The 23,306-nt window shown below is 70.2% G+C and carries 18 protein-coding genes and 5 pseudogenes; 12 read left to right on the top strand and 11 right to left on the bottom strand.

Features of this window, described 5'->3' with window-relative positions; translation table 11 throughout:
- Positions 1 to 45: 45 nt before the first annotated feature.
- Positions 46 to 1,049: pseudogene (locus ACMXN5_RS31465) on the bottom strand (IS5 family transposase).
- Positions 1,050 to 1,183: 134 nt separating this feature from the next.
- On the opposite strand from ACMXN5_RS31465, the gene ACMXN5_RS31470 reads away from it, so the two are divergent.
- Positions 1,184 to 2,419: an IS701 family transposase gene (locus tag ACMXN5_RS31470; protein ID WP_439678297.1), complete on the top strand. Its 1,236-nt coding sequence runs from the start codon at positions 1,184 to 1,186 to the stop codon at positions 2,417 to 2,419.
- 161 nt (positions 2,420 to 2,580) lie between these two features.
- On the opposite strand, the pseudogene ACMXN5_RS31475 reads toward ACMXN5_RS31470, so the two are convergent.
- A pseudogene (locus ACMXN5_RS31475) lies at positions 2,581 to 3,274 on the bottom strand (IS5 family transposase); the annotation flags it as partial.
- 266 nt (positions 3,275 to 3,540) lie between these two features.
- A complete protein-coding gene (locus tag ACMXN5_RS31480) occupies positions 3,541 to 4,980 on the bottom strand; it encodes a hypothetical protein (protein ID WP_439678298.1) in 1,440 nt (479 codons plus the stop codon).
- Between the two features lie 220 nt (positions 4,981 to 5,200).
- Between ACMXN5_RS31480 and ACMXN5_RS31485 the strand changes: the two genes are divergently transcribed.
- From ACMXN5_RS31485 to ACMXN5_RS31495, 3 genes are all read left to right on the top strand, one after another.
- Positions 5,201 to 5,518 (top strand): hypothetical protein, encoded by a 318-nt coding sequence (locus ACMXN5_RS31485; RefSeq protein WP_439678299.1) that lies wholly within the window; start codon positions 5,201 to 5,203, stop codon positions 5,516 to 5,518.
- A gap of 152 nt (positions 5,519 to 5,670) precedes the next feature.
- On the top strand, positions 5,671 to 5,982 hold the full coding sequence (locus ACMXN5_RS31490) for a hypothetical protein (RefSeq protein ID WP_439678300.1): 312 nt from the start codon (positions 5,671 to 5,673) through the stop codon (positions 5,980 to 5,982).
- Between the two features lie 368 nt (positions 5,983 to 6,350).
- On the top strand, positions 6,351 to 6,740 hold the full coding sequence (locus ACMXN5_RS31495; RefSeq protein ID WP_439678301.1) for a hypothetical protein: 390 nt from the start codon (positions 6,351 to 6,353) through the stop codon (positions 6,738 to 6,740).
- 129 nt (positions 6,741 to 6,869) lie between these two features.
- On the opposite strand, the gene ACMXN5_RS31500 is transcribed toward ACMXN5_RS31495, so the two are convergent.
- Together ACMXN5_RS31500 and ACMXN5_RS31505 are read right to left on the bottom strand one after the other, a co-directional pair.
- Complete coding sequence (locus ACMXN5_RS31500) at positions 6,870 to 7,025, bottom strand: hypothetical protein (RefSeq protein ID WP_439678302.1); 156 nt, start codon at positions 7,023 to 7,025, stop codon at positions 6,870 to 6,872.
- Positions 7,026 to 7,868: 843 nt separating this feature from the next.
- A protein-coding gene (locus ACMXN5_RS31505) for an IS3 family transposase (protein WP_439678303.1) occupies positions 7,869 to 9,118 on the bottom strand; the annotation gives its coding sequence in 2 pieces (ribosomal slippage) (positions 7,869 to 8,839 and positions 8,839 to 9,118; 1,251 coding nt in all).
- A gap of 580 nt (positions 9,119 to 9,698) precedes the next feature.
- Between ACMXN5_RS31505 and ACMXN5_RS31510 the strand changes: the two genes are divergently transcribed.
- Both ACMXN5_RS31510 and ACMXN5_RS31515 read left to right on the top strand, forming a co-directional pair.
- Positions 9,699 to 10,904, top strand: coding sequence for a hypothetical protein (locus ACMXN5_RS31510; protein WP_439678304.1), 1,206 nt, complete (start codon positions 9,699 to 9,701; stop codon positions 10,902 to 10,904).
- Positions 10,905 to 10,980: 76 nt separating this feature from the next.
- The gene (locus ACMXN5_RS31515) at positions 10,981 to 11,250 is read left to right on the top strand and encodes a hypothetical protein (RefSeq protein ID WP_439678305.1); all 270 of its coding nucleotides are present in this window, start codon (positions 10,981 to 10,983) and stop codon (positions 11,248 to 11,250) included.
- A 43-nt stretch (positions 11,251 to 11,293) separates the two neighbouring features.
- On the opposite strand, the gene ACMXN5_RS31520 is transcribed toward ACMXN5_RS31515, so the two are convergent.
- Positions 11,294 to 11,665, bottom strand: coding sequence for a VOC family protein (locus ACMXN5_RS31520; RefSeq protein WP_439678306.1), 372 nt, complete (start codon positions 11,663 to 11,665; stop codon positions 11,294 to 11,296).
- Positions 11,666 to 12,282: 617 nt separating this feature from the next.
- On the opposite strand from ACMXN5_RS31520, the gene ACMXN5_RS31525 reads away from it, so the two are divergent.
- The gene (locus ACMXN5_RS31525) at positions 12,283 to 13,485 is read left to right on the top strand and encodes a transposase (protein ID WP_439678307.1); all 1,203 of its coding nucleotides are present in this window, start codon (positions 12,283 to 12,285) and stop codon (positions 13,483 to 13,485) included.
- A gap of 883 nt (positions 13,486 to 14,368) precedes the next feature.
- Here ACMXN5_RS31525 and ACMXN5_RS31530 read toward each other — a convergent pair.
- Complete coding sequence (locus ACMXN5_RS31530; RefSeq protein ID WP_439678308.1) at positions 14,369 to 15,796, bottom strand: hypothetical protein; 1,428 nt, start codon at positions 15,794 to 15,796, stop codon at positions 14,369 to 14,371.
- A gap of 230 nt (positions 15,797 to 16,026) precedes the next feature.
- Between ACMXN5_RS31530 and ACMXN5_RS31535 the strand changes: the two are divergent.
- Positions 16,027 to 16,176: pseudogene (locus tag ACMXN5_RS31535) on the top strand (SDR family oxidoreductase); the annotation flags it as partial.
- A 547-nt stretch (positions 16,177 to 16,723) separates the two neighbouring features.
- Entirely contained in the window at positions 16,724 to 16,855 is a 132-nt protein-coding gene (locus ACMXN5_RS31540; protein ID WP_439678309.1) for a hypothetical protein, read from the top strand.
- Positions 16,856 to 17,088: 233 nt separating this feature from the next.
- Here ACMXN5_RS31540 and ACMXN5_RS31545 read toward each other — a convergent pair whose 3' ends face one another.
- Both ACMXN5_RS31545 and ACMXN5_RS31550 read right to left on the bottom strand, forming a co-directional pair.
- A complete protein-coding gene (locus tag ACMXN5_RS31545; RefSeq protein ID WP_439678310.1) occupies positions 17,089 to 17,583 on the bottom strand; it encodes a TetR/AcrR family transcriptional regulator C-terminal domain-containing protein in 495 nt (164 codons plus the stop codon).
- Between the two features lie 785 nt (positions 17,584 to 18,368).
- Positions 18,369 to 18,695 carry an ArsR/SmtB family transcription factor gene (locus tag ACMXN5_RS31550; protein ID WP_439678311.1) on the bottom strand — a complete coding sequence of 109 codons (327 nt, stop codon included), beginning with the start codon at positions 18,693 to 18,695 and terminating at the stop codon, positions 18,369 to 18,371.
- An 85-nt stretch (positions 18,696 to 18,780) separates the two neighbouring features.
- Here ACMXN5_RS31550 and ACMXN5_RS31555 point away from each other — a divergent pair, with 85 nt between their 5' ends.
- Positions 18,781 to 20,031, top strand: coding sequence for an MFS transporter (locus ACMXN5_RS31555; protein WP_439678312.1), 1,251 nt, complete (start codon positions 18,781 to 18,783; stop codon positions 20,029 to 20,031).
- A gap of 84 nt (positions 20,032 to 20,115) precedes the next feature.
- A pseudogene (locus ACMXN5_RS31560) lies at positions 20,116 to 20,337 on the top strand (hypothetical protein); the annotation flags it as partial.
- A gap of 213 nt (positions 20,338 to 20,550) precedes the next feature.
- On the opposite strand, the gene ACMXN5_RS31565 reads toward ACMXN5_RS31560, so the two are convergent.
- Positions 20,551 to 21,174, bottom strand: a complete 624-nt coding sequence (locus ACMXN5_RS31565) for a hypothetical protein (protein ID WP_439681448.1) — start codon at positions 21,172 to 21,174, stop codon at positions 20,551 to 20,553.
- 356 nt (positions 21,175 to 21,530) lie between these two features.
- Between ACMXN5_RS31565 and ACMXN5_RS31570 the strand changes: the two genes are divergently transcribed.
- Positions 21,531 to 21,947, top strand: coding sequence for a hypothetical protein (locus ACMXN5_RS31570; protein ID WP_439681449.1), 417 nt, complete (start codon positions 21,531 to 21,533; stop codon positions 21,945 to 21,947).
- Between the two features lie 373 nt (positions 21,948 to 22,320).
- On the opposite strand, the pseudogene ACMXN5_RS31575 reads toward ACMXN5_RS31570, so the two are convergent.
- Positions 22,321 to 22,545, bottom strand: a pseudogene (locus tag ACMXN5_RS31575) (ArsR/SmtB family transcription factor); the annotation flags it as partial.
- Positions 22,546 to 23,306: the final 761 nt, after the last annotated feature.

Raw genomic sequence — 23,306 nt, forward strand, 5'->3', positions numbered from 1 at the left:
CCGTCAATGCGGGTTCCCTGCACTAGGGCGCGTATCCAGTCGTGATCAATGGGTGTTCCGGCTGAGGGCTTTGACCCAGATCATCGCGGCGCGGAGGTGGAGGCCGGCGAGGTAGCTCTCAGGGGTCTTGTCGTATCTGGTGGCGATGCCGCGCCAGGCCTTGAGCCTGTTGATCAGGCGCTCGACGGTGTTCCGTTCCTTGTAGAGGTCGGCGTCGTGGCGGACGGGTCGGCCGCCCCCGCTGCCTTTCCTCTTGCGGTTGGCGGCCTGGTCGCTCTTCTCCGGGATGACCGCCCTGATGCGGCGTCTGCGCAGGTGGGCTCGGTTGCCGCGGGACGAGTAGGCCTTGTCCCCGGCGACCGCGTCGGGCCGGGTGCGGGGACGCCCGACAGGCCCTCGGACCCGTATTTTCTCGAGGACGGGGACGAACTGCGGGCTGTCGGCGGCCTGTCCCGCGGTCAGGACGAACGCCAACGGCCGGCAGTTCCGGTCCGCGGCGAGGTGGATCTTCGAGGTCTGTCCGCCTCGCGAGCGCCCGAGCAGGGCGGTCCTCAGTCGGATCCGGTGCCGGCGCCGGACACGTCGTCGTTCCTCCCGCTCCGGGTCGATTCCGGCCCCGTTCCCGTCCTGTTCCCCCGGGTCGCCCCCTTTTGCCGGGCCTTCTCCTCCTCCGCGGCGGCCTTCTCCAGAGCGGTGAGCGTGTCGGGGTCGAGACGCATCCCGGCGGCGTCGTGGTGCGCCCGGACGGTGGTCGAATCCACGCTCACCAGCGACAGGTCCACCCCGCCCCGTCTCGCGGCCTCCGCGATCAGGCCCTCCAACAGGGCCTCGAAGACACCGGCGTCGCGCCACTGCCGGAAACGGTTGTGCACGGTCGGCCACGCACCGAACCGCTCCGGCACCTCACGCCACTGCGCGCCCGTCCGAAACTTCCAGATCACACCCTCGAACTGCTGCCGCAGCCGCTCGGGATACGGACCGTACGCACCGATCGGCAGGTACGGCCCGATGAACTCCCACTCCACGTCCGTCAGTTGCTCTCGCGTCACACCAAGCCGATCTACCAGACCGGGACCGCCTTGACGACGGATCCCACAGATTGATCACGACCCGATACACGACCTAGTAGTACTTCGTTAACTCAAGTTGGTCTTGGTGTCGTGGTTCGGGCATGCTGGCCGGTGTGAACTTGGGGGAGATCGAGGAACTGCGGTCCGAGTTGGGCGTGTTCGTGGCGGAGGTGTTCGCCTCGGTTGCGCGGAAGGACACGCGGGGTTGGGGCGACTGCTATCTGCGTGGGTTGATGTTGGACGGGCGGCGGAAGTCGATCCAGCCGATGGCGGATCGGTTGCCGGACGGGGACATGCAGTCGTTGCAGCAGTTCGTGAACCAGTCGCCGTGGGATCACGCGGCGGTGTTGCGGGCGGTCGCGCTCAGGACGGTTCCGATCGTGGATCCCGAGGTGTGGGTGATCGACGACGTGTCCTTCCCCAAGGACGGGCGCATGTCGGTCGGGGTGGCCCGGCAGTGGTGCGGGGCGCTGGGCAAACAGTCGAACTGCCGGGTCGCGGTGAGTCCGCACGCCGCCTCGGATCACGCCTCGGTGCCGATCTCCTGGCGGCTGTTCGTCCCCGAGGAGTGGGACGGGGACACCGACCGCCGGGCGAGAGTGGGGGTCCCGGACGGGATCGGCCATCGCGAGAAGTGGCGTCTGGCCCTGGACCTGATCGACGAGGCGATCGCCCGGGGCCTGGCCCCGAGGACGATCGTGGCCGATGCCGGATACGGACAGAACAACCTTTTCCGTCAGGGTCTGGTCGAGCGGGGCCTGGACTTCGTCGTCGCGGTCCGCGCCGACGAGAGCGCCCATCCGCACGACGCGGTCCCCACCGCGCCCGCATGGAACGGCCGCGGTCGCCGACCGGCCGCCCGTTACCGCACGAGCGCCTCCTCCCTGAGGGCCGTTGCGATCGAACCCGGGCGCCGGGGCTACCGGCGGTCGACCTGGCGCCGGGGTTCCAAGGGCTCGATGCGGTCCAGGTTTCGGACCACGACCGTGCGGCCGGCCGGGAAACAGGCCCGCGCCCACAGCATCGCCGGCGCGGGCGGATCCGCCGCCTGGGACGGGGTCCTGCCCTCGTTCACCCTGCTCACCGAATGGCCCACCGGCGAGAAGGCACCCACCGAGTACTGGATGACGAACCTGCCCGTCGACACCACCCTGCGACTGCTGGTTCGTCTCGCGAAGATGCGGTGGCGAATCGAGCACGACTACCGCGAGATGAAACACGGCCTCGGGCTGGACCACTTCGAGGGCCGAACCTGGCGCGGCTTCCACCACCACCTCGCCCTGGTCACCGCCGCGCACGCCTTCCTGACCCTCCACCGGCTCGACCCAAAAGCCTCCACGCCGGCCTGACGCTCTACCAGGTCCTCGACGCACTCCAGGACCTCCTGAGCTGCTGGACCGGCATCTGCCACACCTGCGAACGCCCCCTCCCCACGCCGGAATCCACCCACGACAATCCAATACCCACCCCGACCTAACGAAGTACTACTAGAGTCTGTCTGACAAAACGATCATGGTTGTGGTTCGCGGAGCCACAGGATCAGCGAGGCCAGGACGACGCCCGCCGTGTAGCGAGCGGCGAGTTTGTCGAAGCGCGTGGCGATCGCCCGGAACTGCCTCAGGCGGGCGAAACACCGTTCCACGACGTTGCGTTCGCGGTACGCCTGCCGGTCGAACGCCGGGGGCGACGATTCGCCCGCTGATCGGCCCGTTCGGGTATCACCACCCGCACCCCCGCCGCCCGCAACCGGGCACGAATGGCCCGCGAGGAGTACGCCCGATCCGCGATCAACCGGGTCGGCCGCACCCGCGGCCGACCCGGACCGAGCCGCGGCACGCGAATCCCGGCGAGCACCGCGTCCAACGCCGGCGCGTCCCCCGCCTGCCCCGGGGTGACCACGATCGACAACGGCAACCCCCGCCCGTCCACCGCAAGATGCAACTTCGTCGTCAACCCGCCCCGCGAACGGCCGAGACCCTCGCGGCCCGCAGGCGTCGGGCCCGGCGCCGCACGCCCCACGACGCCCGGTTCGTCCCCGTCCGCAGCCCCTTTTTGCGTGCTCCGGCCGCGTGTTGGTGGGCGCGGACGACCGTGGAGTCCACCGACACCGACCAGTCGACCCGGCCGACCGCGTCGTCCCGCACCCGCACGTGTTCGAGCAGCGCGGCCCACGTCCCGTCCGCCTCCCACATCGGGCACCGTTCGGCGTGTCCACAGCGTCAGCGGCAAGGTCATGAACGCCATCGTCGGGCGTTCCGTGGGCGTCGAAGGGGCACTCCGGCGCAGTCTGCTCGCGGTCGCGGGCAACGACGTCGAGGTGCGAACTGCGTCGTCCACCGGTCGAAACCGCCGACGCGGCAAGCGGCGAGGAACTGTGCGTGGCTCAGACCCCGTTCGTCTTTCCCTTGAGGTGGACATCGTCTCCCGCTGTCAAAAATGGGGAACGCGCGGTGACGACGCCGGGAGAGGGTCAGCTCACCGGCACGCTCCGGCCGGCTCCGGTCGTGACGTGCAGGGCACCCTGGTGCAGGTCGAGACCGCGGGCGGCGCTGGGCTTGCCCACGCGGACGAGCCTGCAGGGTCCCTGGAACGCATCGGTGCAAAGGCGGAAGGTGTCCGGATCGGCGCAGTCGACGGTGCGCAGTCGCCAGGGGGCCGAAGAGGTGTCGTCGCCGCGGGGCGGCAGGGCGAGGTGGAGCTGCGCAGCGGCCGGACGCTCTGTCCCGTAGTCGGTGTGTGTCGCCGTCCAGGCTGCCATGACGAGAACCGCCTGCGACGGCGTATGCGACACGGGCGAGCCGTCGTGGAGGTCGGGAGTTGTTCGTTGTGCGGGATGGGGAGTGTCGATGATGTCCGTGCGGCCCGCGCGTGCCCCGAGGACGGTGGCGATCCAACGGGTGATGTCCGGGTCGCCTCGGTCGGCCCAGGCTCGGATCACGTCCCGGAAGGCCGCCTCGCGGCGGCGGGCGCCGCGTTGCGACCCGGCGGCCAGGATCGCTGCGCCCGCTCCCGAGAAGGCTTCGCACAACTTCGTCACGGGGACGTCGTCCGCGTGGGCGGCGTAGCGTACGGAACGCAGTTCCAGCATGGCGTGGTGCAACAGCGCGGCGGCGGCGTGCGCGTCGGGGTCCAGGTCTGCCCCCGGCGGCCGAAGCGGTGGACCCGATCGGCTGGTTCGGGCAGGGGTGGTGGCGTCGGCGCGTCGGCCGCTGGTCGACAGGTGCCAGGAGTGGTCGTCCAGGCGATACTCGCCGCCGGCGGCGCGGAGCCGACCGCCGGGGCCCAGGGAGATCCCGACCTCTCGCACTCCGATGTCCAGGATCACTCCCCGCGTGTCGGCGAGGCCGAAGGCAATGTCGGTGACGTCGTCCAGCCACACGTCCAGCAGGGCGGGCGGCGCGGCCTCGTCGACGGCGAACCTGCGGTCGGCGACGAGTCGGACATGGGCGGTCAGGCGGGTACCGGCACGCTCCACCCGCAGGTGGCGGACCGACGCCGCCGCCAGATCGTAGTCGGGGGAAAGTTCGTCCACGTTTGGGCGCGTGAGCCGGTGTTGCGGTGCCATCACGTGTCCGCGATAGTCGCGGCCCGGCGTGTGCGTCCTGGCCGGTGGTAGGAGCGGTTCGATGTCGTACCCGGCGATCGCGGCCTGCTCGGTCATCCATGCGCGCCGCCGCTCGCCGAAGCCGGCCATCCACTCCAGTACGGTCCACGCCCGCCGCTCGCGTCGACCGGCGTTGGACGTGCTCGCGGCCCAGAACAGTGGAAACAGGTTGTTGTCCCACACATCCGCCGCCTCGCGAATGGCTTCCCGGTCGAACCGGCGGACATCCGCCGCGGCGTCCGCCATCCGGTCCAGTGAACGATCCAGCAGCGCCGCCAGGACGGACATCGCGGATCCGGGACGCATGGGCGAGCACGGTGCGTCGGACAGTGGAGGGACAGGTGTGGCCACGTCCTGATCGTCGCACATCCATCCCGGCCGGGCAGAGGAGTCCCGACAGGGGCCGGCGGCAACAGCGCTCGGCGAACGGCGATTTCGGCCTCCTTCCGCGGCCGCGCCGCACCGTGGATCCCGCGATCGGCTTCGGTCTCGAAGCGGGACCATGCACCGCCTGTACGGTTCTGCCATGACCGCGGCTGAGTACCCCACGTTGGTGCACGCATTTCCGGAACTCGTCGCCGAGATCGTCGAGTTGTTGCGCGCCGGCGGCGACGACGCGTTGGCCGGCGTGGTGGGTGGCCTGCGGTACTTCGGACGGTGCACGTGCTCGCCGACGTGCCTGCTGACCGCTCCGCGGAGTTCGCCCTGCTCCTTCGTCGCCGAGCTGGAACGTGACGCGGACGTCGTGATGTGGCTGTGGCTCGACGCCACGGCAACGACCGTCACCCACATCGAGATCATCGACGGCCGTACCCTGGGCCTCGCCGCCCGACAGCCAACGTAGCCACGGCCGCCACGTTCCCGGTTCACCGGACGTACCGCCGGCCGACCGGATCGACAGGAGTTCGCCCACGACGCTCGGGCACCACCGATCGTCGCCGGCGCCTTCCCGAGGCCCGCCTGTCATGCTGCTTTCTCCAGGACGGGGGGACGCGGGTGGGCGAGCCGATCGGTGGATGGATTTGGGGACGCAATCTGCGCGCGTTCCTGGAACTGCTGTCGCATTACGCGGGCTACGCGTTCGACGGCACGGATTGGGAGACCGTCGAGGTCGGCGTCGAGGACACCGACGACGAGGCGCCACACGGGTGGTACACGTACCCCCTCACCGGCACGAACGCCACGCTCGTCGTCGCGCTCGCCCGCGCGGTCGACGGCGAGGAAACCTCCGTCCGGGTCACCGGGGCCGACACGCCCGAACTCCGGCTGCGCACCGACACCCTCCTGACCGCCCTCGCCACCATCTGACGCCCCGGCCACGCGACCGCGCACCACCCACGGGGCGGCGGGCGGGTCGAGGTCGGGATCACCGATGGCCATCCGGCAACTCGCCACCGCGTGGGCCGCCGGATACTCCAGGCCCTGCGGCTCGGTCAGGAAGCGCCGCGCGTCCCGAAACATCCCCAACGCGCGTACACCCAGCCCGTCCTGGGCGGCCAACGCCGCGCCCAGTGCCGCCCCGATCCGGGCCGGCGCGATCATGGCGGCCCGAGTGAAACCCCGGAACCGTGGCAACGTCTTCCGAGTCCCTGCCAACAGGGACGAACAAAGGCACCGGACCGTGCAACCCAACCGAACGGCGACGAATGAACTCCCTTACCCCCTCGTCCGATTGCGTGCGCAGGCTGCCGACGTGGTGGCGCACGGTGGCGATCCTGGTTCCCGTGTGCACGGTCTTGGGCGCGCTCTGCATCTGGGCCGACGTCCGGATCGACCACGACCAAATCGCGCGGCAGGAGCGGGCCTGCGGGTGGCTGCCGACACCCTGGACCCAGTACGCCGCCGCATGGGGTGGGATCACGTTCGGTGTGGTGGCGGCGCTCGGATGGGTCGTGGCCGCTCGTCGGGCCCGGGCCGACTGCGGATTCGCGCTGACCCGGATGCCGCTCGGGGTGGTCGCGTCCGTGAGCGGATGGCTCAACGTGGTGGCCATTGTGTGTGAGCTGATGGCGCTCTACGACACATATGTGCCGGATGGGTCGGGCTACCCGGAGTGCGCGTGGTGATCGTCGGTCGGGAGCGGGGTGGGGCGTCGTCGCCTTCGTACGCGATCACCTCGCGCGCACCGGACGCGACGCTCCCATCGCAGGACGCCCTCAGCGAGCAGCCTCGGCACTCCTGCCCATCCGATACACCTACGGCAGGCGGATCTTCAGCGGTTCTCTTCCTGCCGCTGCGGCGGCTTGCCGGTAGCGGCGCAGTCCTGTCGTTTTGGCGGGTTCGGGGTTGCGGTTGTTGCGTTCCCAGTAGCCGGAGAGCGCGGCGAGCACCGCGGCGACGCCCGTGGACACGTGGGCGGTGACGGGTGTGGTGTCGAGGAGCCGGGAAACGTCGGCGGGGTCGTGGCCGGCGAGGACGAGTTGGGGGCGAGGGTGGCCAGGTCGGTGTAGGCGGCTCCGGCGGTGGCCCGGGGCCAGTCGACAGGACGGGGCCGCGGGCAAGGTCCATGACGATGTTGTCGGCGCGCAGGTCGCCGTGGACGATGTGGTCGCCGCGCCGTAACGCCGCGAGCCAGCGGGCTTCGAGGTCCCGGAGAGTGTCGCGGTGCTGCTCGGCCCACGGGTCGAGGCCGGGCAGCGGCGCGGCCCACCGTCGCGCTCGCCGTCCACGACGGCACCCTGTGGATGGCCCTGCGCCTGTCGAACAAGAGCATCCTCGGCACCGTCAAGAAGTCGGACGGCTGGTCGTCGGGGTTCTTCACGCAAGCCGACGCGATGGACGAGATCGGCCTCGCCTCCCACGACGGCGGGCTGTACACAATGTACTGCCGACCCTGTTCCAGACCTCACCCGCCGAGGCAGCCCTCGAAGGGACACCGATCAGGAACGACACGAACGGCCGACGAGAGGGAACCCCGCGCCCGTCCACGGGTTTTCCCAACGGAACCGACCATCCGTCCCAGATCCTGCAAAACCACAGGCCACAGGCCAGACAAAGCCGAACAAGACAGCAAGACCCAGGCCACACAGCCAAGACCCAAAGTCCCAGATCCTGCAAATCCAACGGTCAACACATGATCAAACGACAAGATCTTTCAAAACAGCCGGGACGGAGCACCCGAGCAACTACCGACAGGCGACCTCGCCCACCGCCCACGGGTTTTCCCAACGGAACCTTTAACCGCTCCGGGTTCGTTAGAGACTTGAGGTTGTGGCGATGACCTGCGGTTTTGGTTGTCTCTGGTAGTGCTTGGCTTCGTGTTCGGCGGGTGGGACGTGGCCGATCTCACCGTGGAGTCGGGTGTGGTTGTACCAGTCGATCCACTCGGCGGTGGCGAGTTCGACGGTGGCCGGGGTGCGCCAGGGGCCGCGGGGTTTGATCAGTTCGGTCTTGTAGAGGCCGATGGTGGATTCCATCAGGGCGTTGTCGAGGGCGTCGCCGACGGTGCCGATGGATCCGGCGGTGCCTTCGCGCGCGAGGTGGGCGGCGAGGCGGAACGAGGTGTATTGCGAGTCGGCGTCGCTGTGATGGATCAACTCCCCTTGCCGGATGGGGTGTTGCGTGCGGTCGCGCTGCCACAGGCCCATGTCGAACGCCGAGAGTACGAGGTCGGTGCGTTTGTTGCCGGCGGCCGACCAGCCGACGACGCGGCGGGAGAAGGTGTCCACGACGAACGCGACGTAGACGGTGCCGGCCCATGCGGCGACGTGGGTGAAGTCGGCCACCCACACGCGGTTCGGCGCCGTCGCGACGAAGTCGCGTCGCAACAGGTCCGGCGCCCGGGTGGCGGTCGGGTCCGCCTGGGTCGTGCGGACCGTCCGGCCGCGGACGGCGCCGGAGAGCCCGGCGTCCTTCATCAGGCGGGCGACGGTGCGGCGGGCGACGTCGGTGTGCCCGCGGCGCTTCAACTCGGCCCGGACCTTGCGAACGCCGTGGACGCCGTAGTTGGTTTCGTGGACGTCCCTGATCAGGGCGATCAGTTCGGCGTCGCGGACGGAGCGCGCGGAGGGGACGCGCTTCTTGAAGGCGTAGTGGGTGGACGGGTGGATGCCGCAGTCGTGCGCGGTGAGCACGGTGCAGATCGGCTCGACTCCGCCGAAGCGGTCCCGGTGCTCGTCGATGAACGCTACGAGCGTGTGTGTGGCCGGTCGAGCTCGGCCGCGAAGAAGGACGCCGCCGCCTTAAGGATCTCGTTCGCGCGCTTGAGCTCGGCGTTCTCCCTCTTCAATGCCTTCAGTTGCGCGGACTCCTCCGTGGTGGTCCCGGGCCGGCTGCCCGCGTCGACCTCGGCCTGACGCACCCAATGGCGCAACGACTCGGGGCCCACGTCGAGCTTGGCGGCGATCGAGCGGATCGCCGCGTGCTCGGACTTGTACTGGTCACGGGACTCCAGCAGCAGGCGCACTGCCCGCTCTTTGAGGTCCCTTGGATAGTGCTTCGGCATGATTCGTCCGATTCTCTCAAGAATGAGAGTCTCGATCAAACCCGGAGCGGTTCAGAAGCAACTCGTCGGCTGCCGCGATTGAGTGCCATGTTCCCGCTCCGTGCTGATTCATGAGGTCGTGTCACGCTCAGTGCGTTGGCTCGTGTGGAGACCGGCCTGCGGGTTGCAGAGGTGCTGGAAGAGAGGGTCCTGGGCTCCGAGTGTGGTGGAGCTTCGTGAGAGTCGACGGCTGAGTTCTGCGGTCGTCGCCAGGTAGACGTCCTTCGGTTCGATGCTGTGTTCAGGTGGATCGAGGACGAGCTCTGCCAGCACGGCGGCTTCTGGGAAGGCCGCCGCGCGGCGTTGATCGGAAGTCGGGACTGCCCGGCCGACCGGTTCTGCGGCGATGTGGCTGAGCCGTCGGGCCCACTCGTCGCCGACGTTGATCGAGGTGCCGTGTTCACCCGGCGCAGTTGCCGGGTGCGGACGTCGAGGTGCGACCGCCTTCGTCCGCCGACATTGTGCCGGGGCGCAACGCGAAGCCCTGCGGAGAGCGTCGTTCAGGAGACGGGGTGTGCGCCCCGAGTCTGGAGAACGCGACATGGGTGTCGTATTACGCGCTCGTAGTCTGTGGATCGGCGCCGCGACCGCGCTCGTCCTCGGTGGTGTCCTGCCGGTGACCGCGGTGGCGGGCACGGGGTCCGAGGCCGCCGCACCGCATTGGAGCGCGGCCAAGATTCCCGGGGACGACGGTGTCCTCAGCGGGTCGGTCAGGGTCGACTCGCACACCACCTGGGCGGCCGGATTCCGGTTGGTTCCGCAGGGCCCGGTGACGAGGTTCGTGCCCGTCGTCTACACACATGACGACCGACGCGGCCCGGCGTGGAAGGAACTGCCGACTCTTCCCGGCATCGAGGGCCGGGTCAACGCCGTGGCGGCGACGTCGCCGGGAGACGCGTGGTTGGTCGGCGACGCCGACCACGAGGGCGGTCCGGTCACCACGCAGCACTGGAACGGCCGTTCCTGGGAGTTGCGGCCGGCCCCCATGCCGGACAACGCGATCAGCGGCGGCCTGCTGGGCATCTCCGCGCTCGCGCCGAACGATGTGTGGGCCGCGGGCTGGACACAGGTTCTCGATCAGCGCATCCCGGATCCCGACGGCGGACCGACGACGATCGTCGACCACAACGAAGGGCTCGTGCAGCACTGGGACGGCCGGGCGTGGAATCGCGTCGCACTGCCGCGGCCGTACGCGAGTTGGGGGCTGAACGCCATCTCGGCGACCGGCCCGAACGACGTCTGGGCCGTCGGCAACGGGTACGGGGACGACGACGCGCCGGTGGTCGTGCACTTCGACGGGCACACGTGGACGGCGCTGCCGACTCCGCCGTACGGCGGCCTGTACGGCGAGTTCAACGATGTCGTGGCGAACGGCCCGCGCGACGTGTGGGCTGTGGGGCGCACGCTCCTCGACGACAAGGACCGGGGCCACGCGCTGGTCATGCACTGGGACGGCGCGGCCTGGAAGCGCTTCGACGCCCCCGCCGAGGGCGGCCCGCTGACCGGTGTCGCCAAGACCCCGGGCGGCATCGTCGCCGTCGGGCAGACCCACGACCGGGAAAGCGGCTTCGGACTGCGAGTGAGCGGAACACGCGTGACGTCTCTGGGAATTCCGCCGACGTCGGGCGGCACATCGCACGCGCCGTGGAAGGTGTCCGCGACCGGTCGCGAAGTGTCCGTCAGCGGCACATTCACCTACCCCAAGTCACAATTCCCCAAGCCGATGCTCCTGACCGGCCGCCTGTAGCACGGGTAACCGAACGCAAGGCGCCCGACTCGCCCGTCCGCCGTCCGCCGGTGGCCGGGCCGAGCCGGGGCCGGCCGTGTCCGTCCCGATCGTCGTCGAGATCGGCTGCGGCGGGAGGACGAGGCGTATACCGCAGTTGAAGAACTCCGGCCGCGTCGAGGGCAACGTGCAACTCGCCGGGTTGATCACCGGCATCCAGCGCAGGGTAACCAAGAACGGCTCGCCCTGGGCAATGATCAACCTCGCCCTCGCCGCGAAGCCGTACCGCACTGTCGGCGCGAGTGGGGGGTTAATCCCCTGCTCGATCTCGCCGACGCGGTCCGCGCGGCGGTTGTGCGGGGCTTGAAGGGCCCGTCGGCCGCGGCAGGCAACGTTCGCCCTCTTGCGGCTTACGTCTGGGCCCAGACGCCCAGTTCGTTCCCGCTCGGATCAGTGAAGTGGAACCGGCGTCCGCCGGGGAACTCGTATGGCCCGTCCGTCACGTGGCCACCCGCGCTCTTGACAGCCTCTGCGGATCCGTCCAGGTCGGTGGAGTAGAGCAGTACCAGCGGGCCGCCCGCCTGCGCCCCCTGGCCCAGGCGCAGGCCGCCCACTTCGGGCGAGTCTTCACCCTGCGGGCTCCGGATGCCGGCGTACCCCGGCCCGTAGTCGTTGAATTGCCAACCGAACGCATCCGTGTAGAAACGCTTGGCCTGCTCGAGGTCGGTCACCGTGAGCTCCACGTAGTCGATGACGTGGTGTCGGGGAGACGGCTGAGTCATGCGCCGCATTATGTACGGCGGGTACGACACTTTGCACTGGACGGTCGGCTCGGGCCCCCACCGCCCGCAACCACGCCCACAGGCACTGCGTCTCGTGCTCGGAAAGCCCGCCTGCGGATCGGCCCCGTCCCCCGGCCTGTTCCTCGGGCGCGCCGTCGTACAACAGGTGCGCGTAGTACGCCATCACCACGTCCGGCACCGGTACGTCCGCCAAACCGGCGGCCCTCAACCCGGCACCCACGTGCGACCGCACCCGCTCCGCCAGCCCCTCGGCCGCCGCCACGACAGCCCCCGCTGCCGATTCCAGATCCGTGCACCACGACCAGCGGCACACGCCACCCCGCACGCCGCGCTCCGCCCCAGTATCGCGTCGACTCAACGCCGCCGCCTCATCGGCGGACAGTGGATTCCGCGATGCACCCGGCATTCCAGCCGAACCACGGAACCGCACGTCACCACGCCGCAGGCCCCCGACCGAAACCGGTTGTCCAGCGATCCCCGCGGGCCGAACGACACAAAGGACAACACGGATCCGTCCGACCAAACCCTGCGCGACCACAACCCAGGACCACACAGAAACCCGAGAACCCACCGCGCACCTCTTGGAAATGTCGGGCGTGGACGAGTTCTCGCTGCGGCGCGGCCGGGTCTTCGGGACGATCCTGGTCGACATGGAGACGCGCCGGCCCATCGACGTGCTGCCGGACCACACCGCAGACACTTTCGTCGCCCGGCTACGCGAGCACCCCGGGGTCCGCATGGTCTGCCGTGACCGCGGCGGCGCGTTCGCCGAGGCCGCCGAACGTGCGTTGCCCGGCGTCCCGCAGGTCGCGGACCGCCCGCACTTGCTCGACAACTTGGCCGCCGCGGTGGAGACGGCCGCCCGGAGACACCGCGCCTGCCTGAGCCCGCCGAAACCCGAATGCACCTTCCCCGAGGACATGCTCGACCCCGAAGACGAGGAGGGCCCGGCCCAGCAGATACGCACCCGCTGGACCGAGATCCACACCCTCTACGAACGAGGCACGGCGATCACCGCGATCAGCGAGCGGACCGGGCCGGACCGCAAGACCGTCCGGCGCCACGCGCACGCCGACACCGTCGACGAGCTGATCACCGTGCGACCGCGCCGAGGCAGCGCCCGGGCACCCCACATGCCCTACCCGGCCGCGCGATGGGCGGAAGGCTGCAACAACGCCCGGACGCTCCGCGACGAGATCGCCGCCCGCGGCCACACCGGCGGCCTCAAGACCGTTCGCCGATACCTCAACCAGCTCGCGGTCAAAGAGACTTCGCTCATGAAGCCGCCTCCGCCGTCGCCCGTCCGCGACGTCGTCCGGTGGATCGTCGGCCGAGCGGAGCGACAGAGTGAGGCCGCCCGCCGGCAGCTCAAGGAACTGTGCGAGCGCTGCGACCACCTCGCCGAGATCAACACGCTCGCCCTCAGCTTCGCCACCCCTCTCCGGCAGCGCCACGACCACCGGCTCCCCGAATGGCTCACCCGGGCGGACGCCTCCGACATCAAGGAACTGCGCACGTTCGCCATGGGCCTGCGCAAAGACCTCGACGCGGTCACCGCCGGCCTGACACTCCACCGGAACTCGGGACCGGTCGAAGGGCACGTGAACCGGACGAAGAATCCTCAAACGCCAGACCTACGGCCGCGCGAGCTTCGCCCTCCTACGCCGCCGAATACTCCTCGCGGATTGATCGCCTTCACGGAAATCGCCGAAGACCCGCCGTCTTCCTCGTCGACGGCTCCCTGCGCGGCCTCACCCCCGCCCAGACCCGCAGTTCCACCGACGACCTCATCGACATGATCGAACACGGAATCGAACGACCCGCCGAAACGACCTGACCCCCGGACCCGCGCGTGGCTTCGAGGACGTCGGCTCGTCGGATCCGTGGCAGGGATTCGACGTCGACGCACACACCTGCGGACGAGGTGCCGCGCCGGGAGTGGCGCTTTGCGCCGTGAACTTCACAGCGGGGGCCGCCCACTCCACGAGCCAAGCGGGGCCGGGCCGGGCCGGGGCGCCGAGGATCTCCGTGTCCTTCATCCAGGGCTCAACCGGGCGACCACCCACGCCGACCCCATACGGTCGGGACGCGGTGGGGAGCGGCAACGTGCGGGCGGGGCGCGACTCCTCGGTTCGGCACTCGCCGAAGCCGGACCTCGGTCTGGAGGCCATGGCGTTCCTGCACCCCTCGGCCACCATGGCGCTTTCGTCCGGCACGATGTGCAGTGCGTCACTCACCGCGGGCCCGCCGCCGCGATGCGTCGATCCGACTCGGTGTCCGACGGCTTCGCAGCGTGTGCCCCCGGGGCGCGTTCGGCCGCGCGGGCGAACGCCCGGGAACCGATCATGGTGCGGCCGGTCGCGTGGGCTTGCGCCATGGCGGAAAGGCAAGTGGCGTCCACCACGGTCGGCGGACGCCCGTGGATGCGCTTCGCGTGTCCTCGGCCGCTCAGGTCGGCGCTTGCGATGGGTGCGGTTGGATACGTGCGGGTTGGATCAACGCGTAGGGCGGCGGTTTCGCCCGCTCTGGAAGCGGGTGCCGAGAGAGTCCTGCGCCTCGACACCGAGCCGACCTCCCTCGGGCACCGCTTCGTCGACGCCGGCGGCGAGACCACGTCACGCAGATCATCGGTCGAGACCCGCGCTGACCCGCCCCGGCGGACTTCCCGAGTGCGCGAGCGGGTCAGGGTTCCCGGCCGAAGGTGGGCTCCCGGCCGAGGGCGGAGTCTCGGCCCGTGCGGGCGGCTTGCGCGCGACCGCCGGCCGGCGGATCGGGGGTGAGGGACGGCATGACCACACGGGACCAGTCGGTGCTGCCGCCGTTGACCGGCTCCGCGTCGCCGGGGCGCAGCGGCGACGCATGTGCGGAGGCACCGAAGCCCTTGGCCGTGATGCCGGAGAAGCGGCCCGGCGCGCCGAGATCGCCGTCCCGGATCGCGTCGTGCGCGCGCCAGAAGGCTTCCCGCACGCCCGCGTGGAAGGCGGCGATGCTCCGGGAGACGTCGCCGGTCCGATCGTCCTGCGCATAGCCGGAGTTCTCCTGTCGCAGCTTCTTCAGCGCCGCCACGCGAGAGGCCTTGCCGGCCTCGCGCCACGCGCGGTGCAGGTCCGGATCGGTACGCGCTTGCCGCAGGTGCCGCGGTCCGGTGTCGCCGACCGTCATCCGACCCAGGTCGTAGGCCCACATCGGCGTCAGGCCGGCGACGATGGACGGCGCCGGCAAGGAGAGGGGCGGGACGGTGACCTCCGGCGCCCTGCGCGCCGTTCTCGCCACGCCGGGTTCGCGGGCCGTGTGTCCGACGGCCGTGAAGTGCGCGTGGAACTGCCGACGCAGGTCGCCGGCCGAGTCGAAGGCCCGCGTCCCGCTGTGGGCCGCGATGGTGTTGATCCGGGGATCGCGATGTCCGCCGCCGTTCTCCTTGGCCGCGATGATGTCGTCGGCCGCGCGTCCGGAGCCCCGGTAGGCCAGCAGGATCGCATCCTGCACGGGCCGGCCGTTCTCGGTCATGTCCCGGACCCGATGCGTCGCGTCCTGGACGGTGATGCCGCCGCCGTTGATGAGCACGGTGGCGGATCCCTGTCCCCGCGACAATAGTCGCCCGGCCTGCGCGAGCGCCCAGGACTCGTCCCCGAAGTTCTTGCCCGGGACCAGGAGGATCAGGTCCTGGTCGGGCTGCAGCGGCGCCTTTTCGTTCGGGTCGTAGCGGGTTCCGGGGTAGGCCACCGTGCCCTCGGCGACGACCCCGATGAGCGGGGCGTCGGCCGGGCCGAGCCGCTCCTCGGCGAGCAACCGGCGCTTGGCCCGGCCGACCTCGGCGAGGCAGCCGGAGTCGGTGCCGCCGAAGAACACCGCGGCGCCGAACCTCGCGGCGCTCAGCAGGATTTCCTCGTACACGGCCCGGTCGGCGTCGGTCGCCGCGCCGGCCCCGGCCGCGCCGCCCACGACGGTGATCACGGGCATCGAGTCGGCCACGACGTCGTACAGGGCAACGCTCAGGTCGGCGTACGAATCGACGGCCCGGACCGGGAACCAGCGGTCCGGTCCCCACCGCCGGGTGGGCGCGGTGAGCAACGAAGGAGCGTCGGGTTCGCGCGGCGCGGAGGTCTGCACGGTTGTCCCCTGTCTCGGAGGTCCCGATGGTCCCGATCATCTCGATGGCTGCGATGGTCCCCGCCGGCCGGCGCTCCCGATGGGAGCGATCGCGACGCGGGGCCGCGCGGAACAGTATGCGCGCGCCGCGTGGTCGTTGTCGTGCGATCGGCGGACGTTCGCGGGGATCGCCCCTTCTCCACGCTTTGCGGCCATCTGCTTCGAGGGGCGGGGACGGTGTGCCGCCGCCCGACCTGATCGCGATGCAGGAGGCGATCACCCCGCTGGGCCGGATGGCCACGCCGGAGGAGGCCGCCGCAGCCGCGGTCTGGCTGTGCTCGGACGCCGCCTCGTACATCACCGGGATCGCACTGTCGGTGGACGGCGCACGACGGGCGTAAGGGGCGCCACGGTCGCGGGCGCTCGCAGCGTCGGGTTGCGGTCAGGAGTAGGGGAGACTGCCCGCCGGCCGGGCCGCGACCGGTCTACCGTCTCGCGGGCTTCGCCGCAACGCCGCCACCCGCATTGGGAAGCCGGACTACCGGGCGCCGGTTGCGCGGTCGAAGGCGGAATTGGTGGCGCGGCGCCCCAAGACCGCCAAAACGGCCCGGAATGAGCGGCTTCGCGAGTATGCGCAGGACCGACTCTCGGGCAGGGTCCACCGGCCCGACGGAACACCGGTGCCGGGGACGGCGCGATGGAAGAGCCGCAGCAGGCCGCACCGGATCGGCCGTCCTCCGTGAACCTCGCCGAGCACCTCCTCCCCACCGCGAACGAAACGAGTCCGTAGCCGACACCCCGCACAACCGCATCCCCACCCATGCGCCGGGAAGTTCGGGCCTCCGGTCGCTCGGGACGAGGCCTCCGGCAACGCGGTTTTGCCGTTGCTCGCCGTGGCGCTTCATGCTCGAAGCGTCATCTCGCTTTCGAGGACGTGGAGGCCCTGTCGTGGGTGAGCACTGCAAGCCGCCGGCGCCCCGGCCCGATCCGCCGCAGCCCGACCCCAAGCAGAAGCGGGACGGCGCGCTGCCCGGTATCGGGAACCCGGGCCCGGGACGGCGCAAGAAGGACAAGCCGTAGTGCGCGACGATGCCGACATCGTGGGCGCCCTTGACGCCCAGGGCGCCTTCCCCACAGCGTGGGTGCGCGACGCCATGCTCACCGTGCCCCGAGCCGCGTTCGCACCCGACACGGTGTACCGAGACCCTGCGGCCACGCAGGGCAGTTCCTGGGAACTCACCGTGTCGCGACCATCGTGGCCGCGACGCGGTGCCTCGCCGGGGTTCGCGAAGGCCGTCTTCATTGCCCGGAGTTCACGGTCGCGACGGCGTATGGGTCGCACCGGGAAGGTTGGATACACCGGCGTCGGGCGCGTGGTGGGGCTCGGTGCGGGTCCTGTTGCCACGTCCCGACGCGCTGCGCCAAACCGTCCACCATGGGGGCCGGCCCGGCCTCGAAGGCGGACTCGTTGTCGATCGTCGGGACGACGGGGTGGTCCGCTTCGACGACGAGGGCGGTGTCCGCTTGCTCTTCCAGAACGCTGCCGACCGTGTAGCGGCCGGCGGCCGGCATTGCCATCCGGGCGTCCTTTTCGGGAAGGCCGGACGCAAGCAGAAACTGCATCTTGTGGGCATCCGGCCGAGGTCCGCCCCGCCGGGCACGCTTCCGGCATGGCGTCGTGCGCCGTCGCGGTGCATCAGCAGCGTACGACGGAAGCCACGCGTGTTCTCGAGGAACCAGTCCCGCCAGTGGTCACCGGGCCGCGGTAGCGGAGCCGCCGCATGCGGTGCCATAGCGGCCTCGGCCATCGCACCCAGCAACTCGCTCTTGTTCCGGAAGTGGTAGTAGAGGGAGGGTTCTGATCCCGATCTGCTCGCGGCGGACGTGGCCGTTGGGTTCGGGCGCGGTCGACCCGCCCACGCGCCGGCGCCTGCTCGAGCGTGTCGTCCGGGAGATCGAAGCGGGTGAACGGGACAGCCATCGCGCGCAGTGAACCTCCGTGATGTCCCGGTACACACCCCGGCAGCACCGATGTCACCAAGCCCTTCCGCCAAGGCGGACCATCATCGCCCCGCCCCATGCGGCTGCAACTCGCGCTCGGGTCCCACCGGCACGTCCACCCCGGCGTCCATCTCTGCAGCCGACAGCCCAAGCCGGAACCTTCGCGACGGTCTCCCGCGTGATCTCCAACCGTGAAGGGCCTCTTGAGCAGCCTCCAGCCTGAGGGCCGACTCCGCCGCTTCGGCCGGCGGTTCCTACGCCGGGCCGCAGACTCTCGCGCCTCGAGCACCTCCGGCGAAGACGCCACGGCGCCTCACCTCCGCCTCGACACGGTAAAAGCAAGCCGCCGCCCCGACACCACGGATCAGCGTCTTCCCAGCTCGGTCCTCCCCGAGAAGAGCCGCACCCAGCTCCCTTGGGGGAAGAACTGCCCTGGGTCGATGCCACATTTCGTGCACGGGCGTTGAAAAGCCCGTCCGATGCACCGGTCGGTGGCGGATCTCCGCGTAGCTGGTGAGGCTGCGGCTGCCCGCTCACTCGCAGGCTCGGTCACCATCGACCCCGCCGGCTGCCGCGCCGGGTCCCGAGACCGTCAGCTCTCTCGCGCCATGGCCGCCAGCAACGCGTCCAGCAGGCCCGGTGCCGCTTGTTGGAGGGTGGTGCGGCGGAGGCGGTGTCCGCGGGAAGGGCCGACCATGACCGGGTGTAGGACGCCTGCCTCGACCAGAATCTTGAAGTGGTGGGTCGCGGTGGATTTGCTCAGGCCCTCGTAGAGGTCCGAGCAGGGGGCTTCGGCGGCGGGATGTGTCGCCAGGCGCCGGACCATTTCCAGGCGTGCGGGGTCCGCGAGTGCGCGCAGCAGTTTCAGGACGGGGGCGACGGGCGGCAACTGGTCGGGCGGGGTCTCCCAGGACGGCATCAGACAACTCCACAAGTTTGACGTGCGTCGTACTTCTCCCTAGCATCCTCGAAGTACGATCCACATCATACTTGCTGGAGTCCTCGTGAAGGCACTCTCCCCGGGCCGTCGTCCGCAGTCATGGAGCTACGCGGCCCTCCTCGCCCTGCTCATGCTGGGGCAGGCGACCTCCGCCATCCCCTCGCCGCTCTACTCCCTGTACGCCGAGAAGTGGGACTACCCGCCCTTTCTGACTACCGTCATCTTCGCCGCGTACGGGGCCGTGGCGGTCGTCGCGATCCTCGTCTCCGGGGCCCTGTCCGACCGGTACGGCCGTCGGCCCGTACTCATCGTCGCCGTCCTGCTGCTGCTTGCCGGGCTGGTCGTCTTCATCTTCGCTGCGGGGCCCGGTTATCTCGTCGTGGCGCGGATGCTCAACGGCCTGGGAATCGGCGCGGTCGTCGTGGTCGGCGGAGCCGCCCTGCTGGACGTGAGCCCGGAGCGGGCGGCGCGGAGCGGGACACTCACCGCCATCGCGTTCAACGTCGGCATCGCTGTTGCCGCGCTCGGCGCCGCAGGCCTCGCCCAGACCGACTTCCACCCCCTGCTCCTGCCCTATCTCGCCGACGCGCTCATCGCCCTCGTCCTGCTCGTCCTCCTCGTGGTGATGCGTGAACCGCACCCCTCGGCCGGTGCCGCGCCCCTCGGGATCCCGCGTCCGCAGGTGCCCAGGGAGATCCGCGGGCGCTTCGTCTTCGCCGTGATCGGTGCCGGTGCCGCCTGGGCCGTGCTCGGGGTCTGCTTCTCGCTGGAGCCATCGATCGCCGCCCACGCCGCGCACGTCGCCGGGCCGTTCTTCGGCGGCGTCGTCATCGCGGCAGTGACTCTCTCCGCCGCGTTCGCCCAGGTAGTAAGTGCCCGCTACCCGGCCCGCACGGTCGCGCTCGTCGGTGACACGGCGCTCGCCGTGCTCATGCTGGCCGGAGTGGGCGGCTTCGCGACCGGCAACGCCGCCGTCATCATCGTCACCGTCGCACTCCAGGGCGGCGCCTACGGACTCGCCTTCGGCGGCTCTCTGCGCCACCTGACCGCCCACATCCCCGCCGAGCGGCGCGGAGCCGTCATGTCGATGTTCTACCTGATCGCGTACGGCGCGCTCATCACGCCCACGCTCCTCGTGGGTATCGGCGCGACCCTCTGGGGCGACACCGTGATCTTCCCCGTCTTCTCCGTGCTCGCGGCCCTTCTCTGCCTCTCCGCCGTGGTCGTCGAGCGCGTGCTGGGGCGTCGAGGAGGACACCCTACGGCGGCGCGGGCGTCGACAGCCGAGGTCTCCCGGATGAGCGAGGTCGACTGACGGGCGATCCCATGGCTGCCCGGCCTCGGAACGAGCTACACCCAAGACCTTTCGGGCGATGGCGAACGGCGGCCCCCGAGGCCGTTGCCCGCGCCCGCCCCGGCGGCCTGGCCTGGAGGCAACTCCCTTCCTCAAAGCATCCGGGAAACGCGGAATCCCTTACCGGCCGATGGCGAGTGGGAGCTGATCGAGCCGTCTCTTGCAATCGGGGAGCGCGGGCCGTACCCGGGGCGGTTGCGGGGCTGTCTTCACGGGGTGATGAGGCGTTTCCAAACGGGGAGTCCGTGGCGGGACGCGCCCGAGCGGTACGGGCCGTCACCCATCGGCCCGCGTGTACGTATGCACGTTTCGCCGCGCGGACGATCCAGGATCGGCACTACGACCGGGGCGTTGCCGTCGACGCCGTGGAGCGCGCGGTGGGCTGCACCGGCCCTCGCGGGGGAGGCGGTCGAGCGGGCCGAACGCGCTTGCGTCCGGGCATCATTGCCGCCGGGGGAACACCCACCCTCGGACCCGACGCTACATATCGAGGCTCTGCTTCAGCTCCATACCGGAACTGTCCCTGCTCATGCCGAGTCCGGGCGCCGGTTCGTCGCGATTGACCTCCCCGGCGGCGGACGAACGGCCGGACGCACCGCCACGCACGACGGGCGTGAAGCCCGCAGCCATGGTCTTCGTCAGTGACTTGCCCTCGGCCGAGATCTCGGCCGAGGTCGCCGCGTTCGTGTCCTTGACGGGGCCGACCGGCCGCGCGGCCCCAGTCCCGGGGGCGGGCTTCCCGAGCAACTCCGTATCCCTGAACCTGGCGGTGTCCGCACGGAGGTCCTCCCGCATGGCCTGCGCAGCCTCGGCTACCGACAGCTCGCCCCTCGGAGGCATCAGCTTCGCGGGATCCACCCCCTTGCCCGGCCTTGCCGCGGAATTCGGGGGAAACCGCCGCTGGTTGTGCGTGGCGGCGACCTGCCTTCGCGCCTCGGCCATGCGCTGCTCGGGCCGCACCGCGAGGCGGTTCACAGCCGTGCCGACCGTCTCGCTCACCGATGGCGCTGCGGCCGCTTCGCCGCGCACCTTTTTGGCGGCCTTGGCACCGAGCTGCCTCAAACCGATGCTGATGATCTTCCCGGTCTCGTTCAGTCTCGCCACCGTGCAACACCTTCGCAAAGTCTCGCCGGAGCGCAGGACCCTTCCGCCTACATCCTGCACCAACCGCCGGATGCTTCCCAGTGTTTCGACAGGGATCTCCCCGCGGGGACCGGATCGACTACGCGATGGCGCCGGTGTTGCACCTGCACACAAGTAGCGCGGGTTCGACTTCGACGAGAACCCCGACGGAATCCGCCGCTGGAGCGCCACGGGCCGGCTCGCCCGGACATCGGACGGCGCCCACATCCCCGGTCTCTTCGACTGCTACGCCCTGAACGTGTCGGGCACCGCCGCCTGGGCGTGCTCCTACACGGACCTCCCGCTCGTCGAAACGCCCCCCGACCGACGTCGCGAGGGTGGGTCTGCGGTCGGTCGCGGCCCGACTCACCGCGCTGCTCGGCAACCTCGCGTTCCACCTGGGCGACCACACCGGCGCCCAGGCGCACCCGGCCGCCGCCACGTTGCTGGGCGAACGGTGCGGGGATCACGACCTGCGGGCGTGGGCGTACGGCGCGGTGTCCATAGTCGCCCGTGCAGACCGATGCCACCAAAGCGCGCCGGCGTACGCCGAACACGGGCTCGCACTCGCCCGCACGCCGCTGCGGCGCGCGCAACTGCCCTCCTGGACACCTGGGGTCTGTCCGACAAAACGATCATGGTTGTGGTTCGCGGAGCCACAGGATCAGCGAGGCCAGGACGACGCGCGCCGTGTAGCGGGCGGCGAGTTGGTCGAAGCGCGTGGGTGCGCCACAAGGCGCCATGGAATCGCGTGAGGTGAGAGACCTTCGCCACCGGGTTGTCGTAGCAATCCGGTTGAAGCCGGGGGGAGTTCGGCTCCGAGGGATGCCGAGCCGAGCGGTAGGCAGCCCCGACAACGCCGGGACGGGTTGGTACTGCCAGACGACCCGGGTCCGGCTAGAGAGACAGAAGGTGCACGCGAGGAATCAGTGCCTGACGCCCCGTAATTACGACACCGGCTCGAACCTGGCGGATCTGGGCCGGACGCAGTGCACGACCACCAGCGCACGTCGATGGTCGACTCCGAAGCCGACTCCACGCATCGGTGGGGAGGCCACGCCGAAAGTCTGCGGCGTAGGCGTGGCGATGCTGCCGGGGTAGCAACGACAGTCGCCCCGCCACCAGCCCCGCCGGGGCCTCGACGCGCGCGCAGAGGCGGTCGGTCATGGCCGGCAGGAGCCGGTAGTACACCTATGTCCCGCGCAGCTCGGAGGCGATCAGTCCGGCCTCGCGCAAGAGTTTGAGGTGGTGGGAGATCGTCCGCTGGGACACGTCGAACGCGGGGGTGCGGTCGCACACGCAGATCTCCCCGCCCACCCGAAAGGCGATCATCGACAGCAGGCGCAGACGCACCACGGGGTGTGCCCGGACCTCGGCTCGGGCACACCCCGAGCGAGTGGCAGTACCCGACCAACGTCGGTGACGGTGACGGCGCCGTGTGGTCGTGGGAGGTGCACCTGGGCGATAGCGAACTGCCGGTCGTCTACGGGCCGTTGAACCTGCTGGTGCACAGGAAGGACTCATGTGCGCGCGAGGACGCCGCCGTCGGGCGAGTGGCTCCTGAACGCCAAAGGCAATCCCGGGCGGTTCTTCAGGAACGACAAGCGCCAGGCCCGGGGCAGCGACAACGACTTCCTCGTGCACGAGAACGGCAACAAGCTCGTCGCGGCCAAGGGCCACCCCGTGCCCTCGACCGCGGTCACCGGCGTCCGCATTGCCTACGTGGAGAGCGGGGCCGGCCGTGTCGTGCCTGCTCAGGTCCCTGGTCAAGGGGGCACCGAGACGCCGACACCTCTCTCTGGTGTGTACCCACGCCGGGAGAGGCGCCCTCCCCTCCCTTCTCCATCCCGGCTGCTCGGCGCTTGCGCCGGGAAACGTTCGTCAGGCGACAACATTTGTCGGGCGACGCGTTCGATGAAGCTCGGGCGCGGAGCGTCGTACTCGGTTCTTCTGCCGGGCCGGTTCGAGTTCCTTTGATGAGCGTGGGAACCATGCCGACGTCCGTCGACGGCGTCGCGAGGATCAGCGCGGGGGTTCAGTGGTGGGTGATCCACCACACGGCGGTTCCCGTGCCGGTGACAGGCCCCGCACTGCGGTCGTGGTCAAGGCACGTG

It is taken from the genome of Embleya australiensis (assembly GCF_051903075.1).
In the GTDB taxonomy this organism is placed as follows: domain Bacteria; phylum Actinomycetota; class Actinomycetes; order Streptomycetales; family Streptomycetaceae; genus Embleya.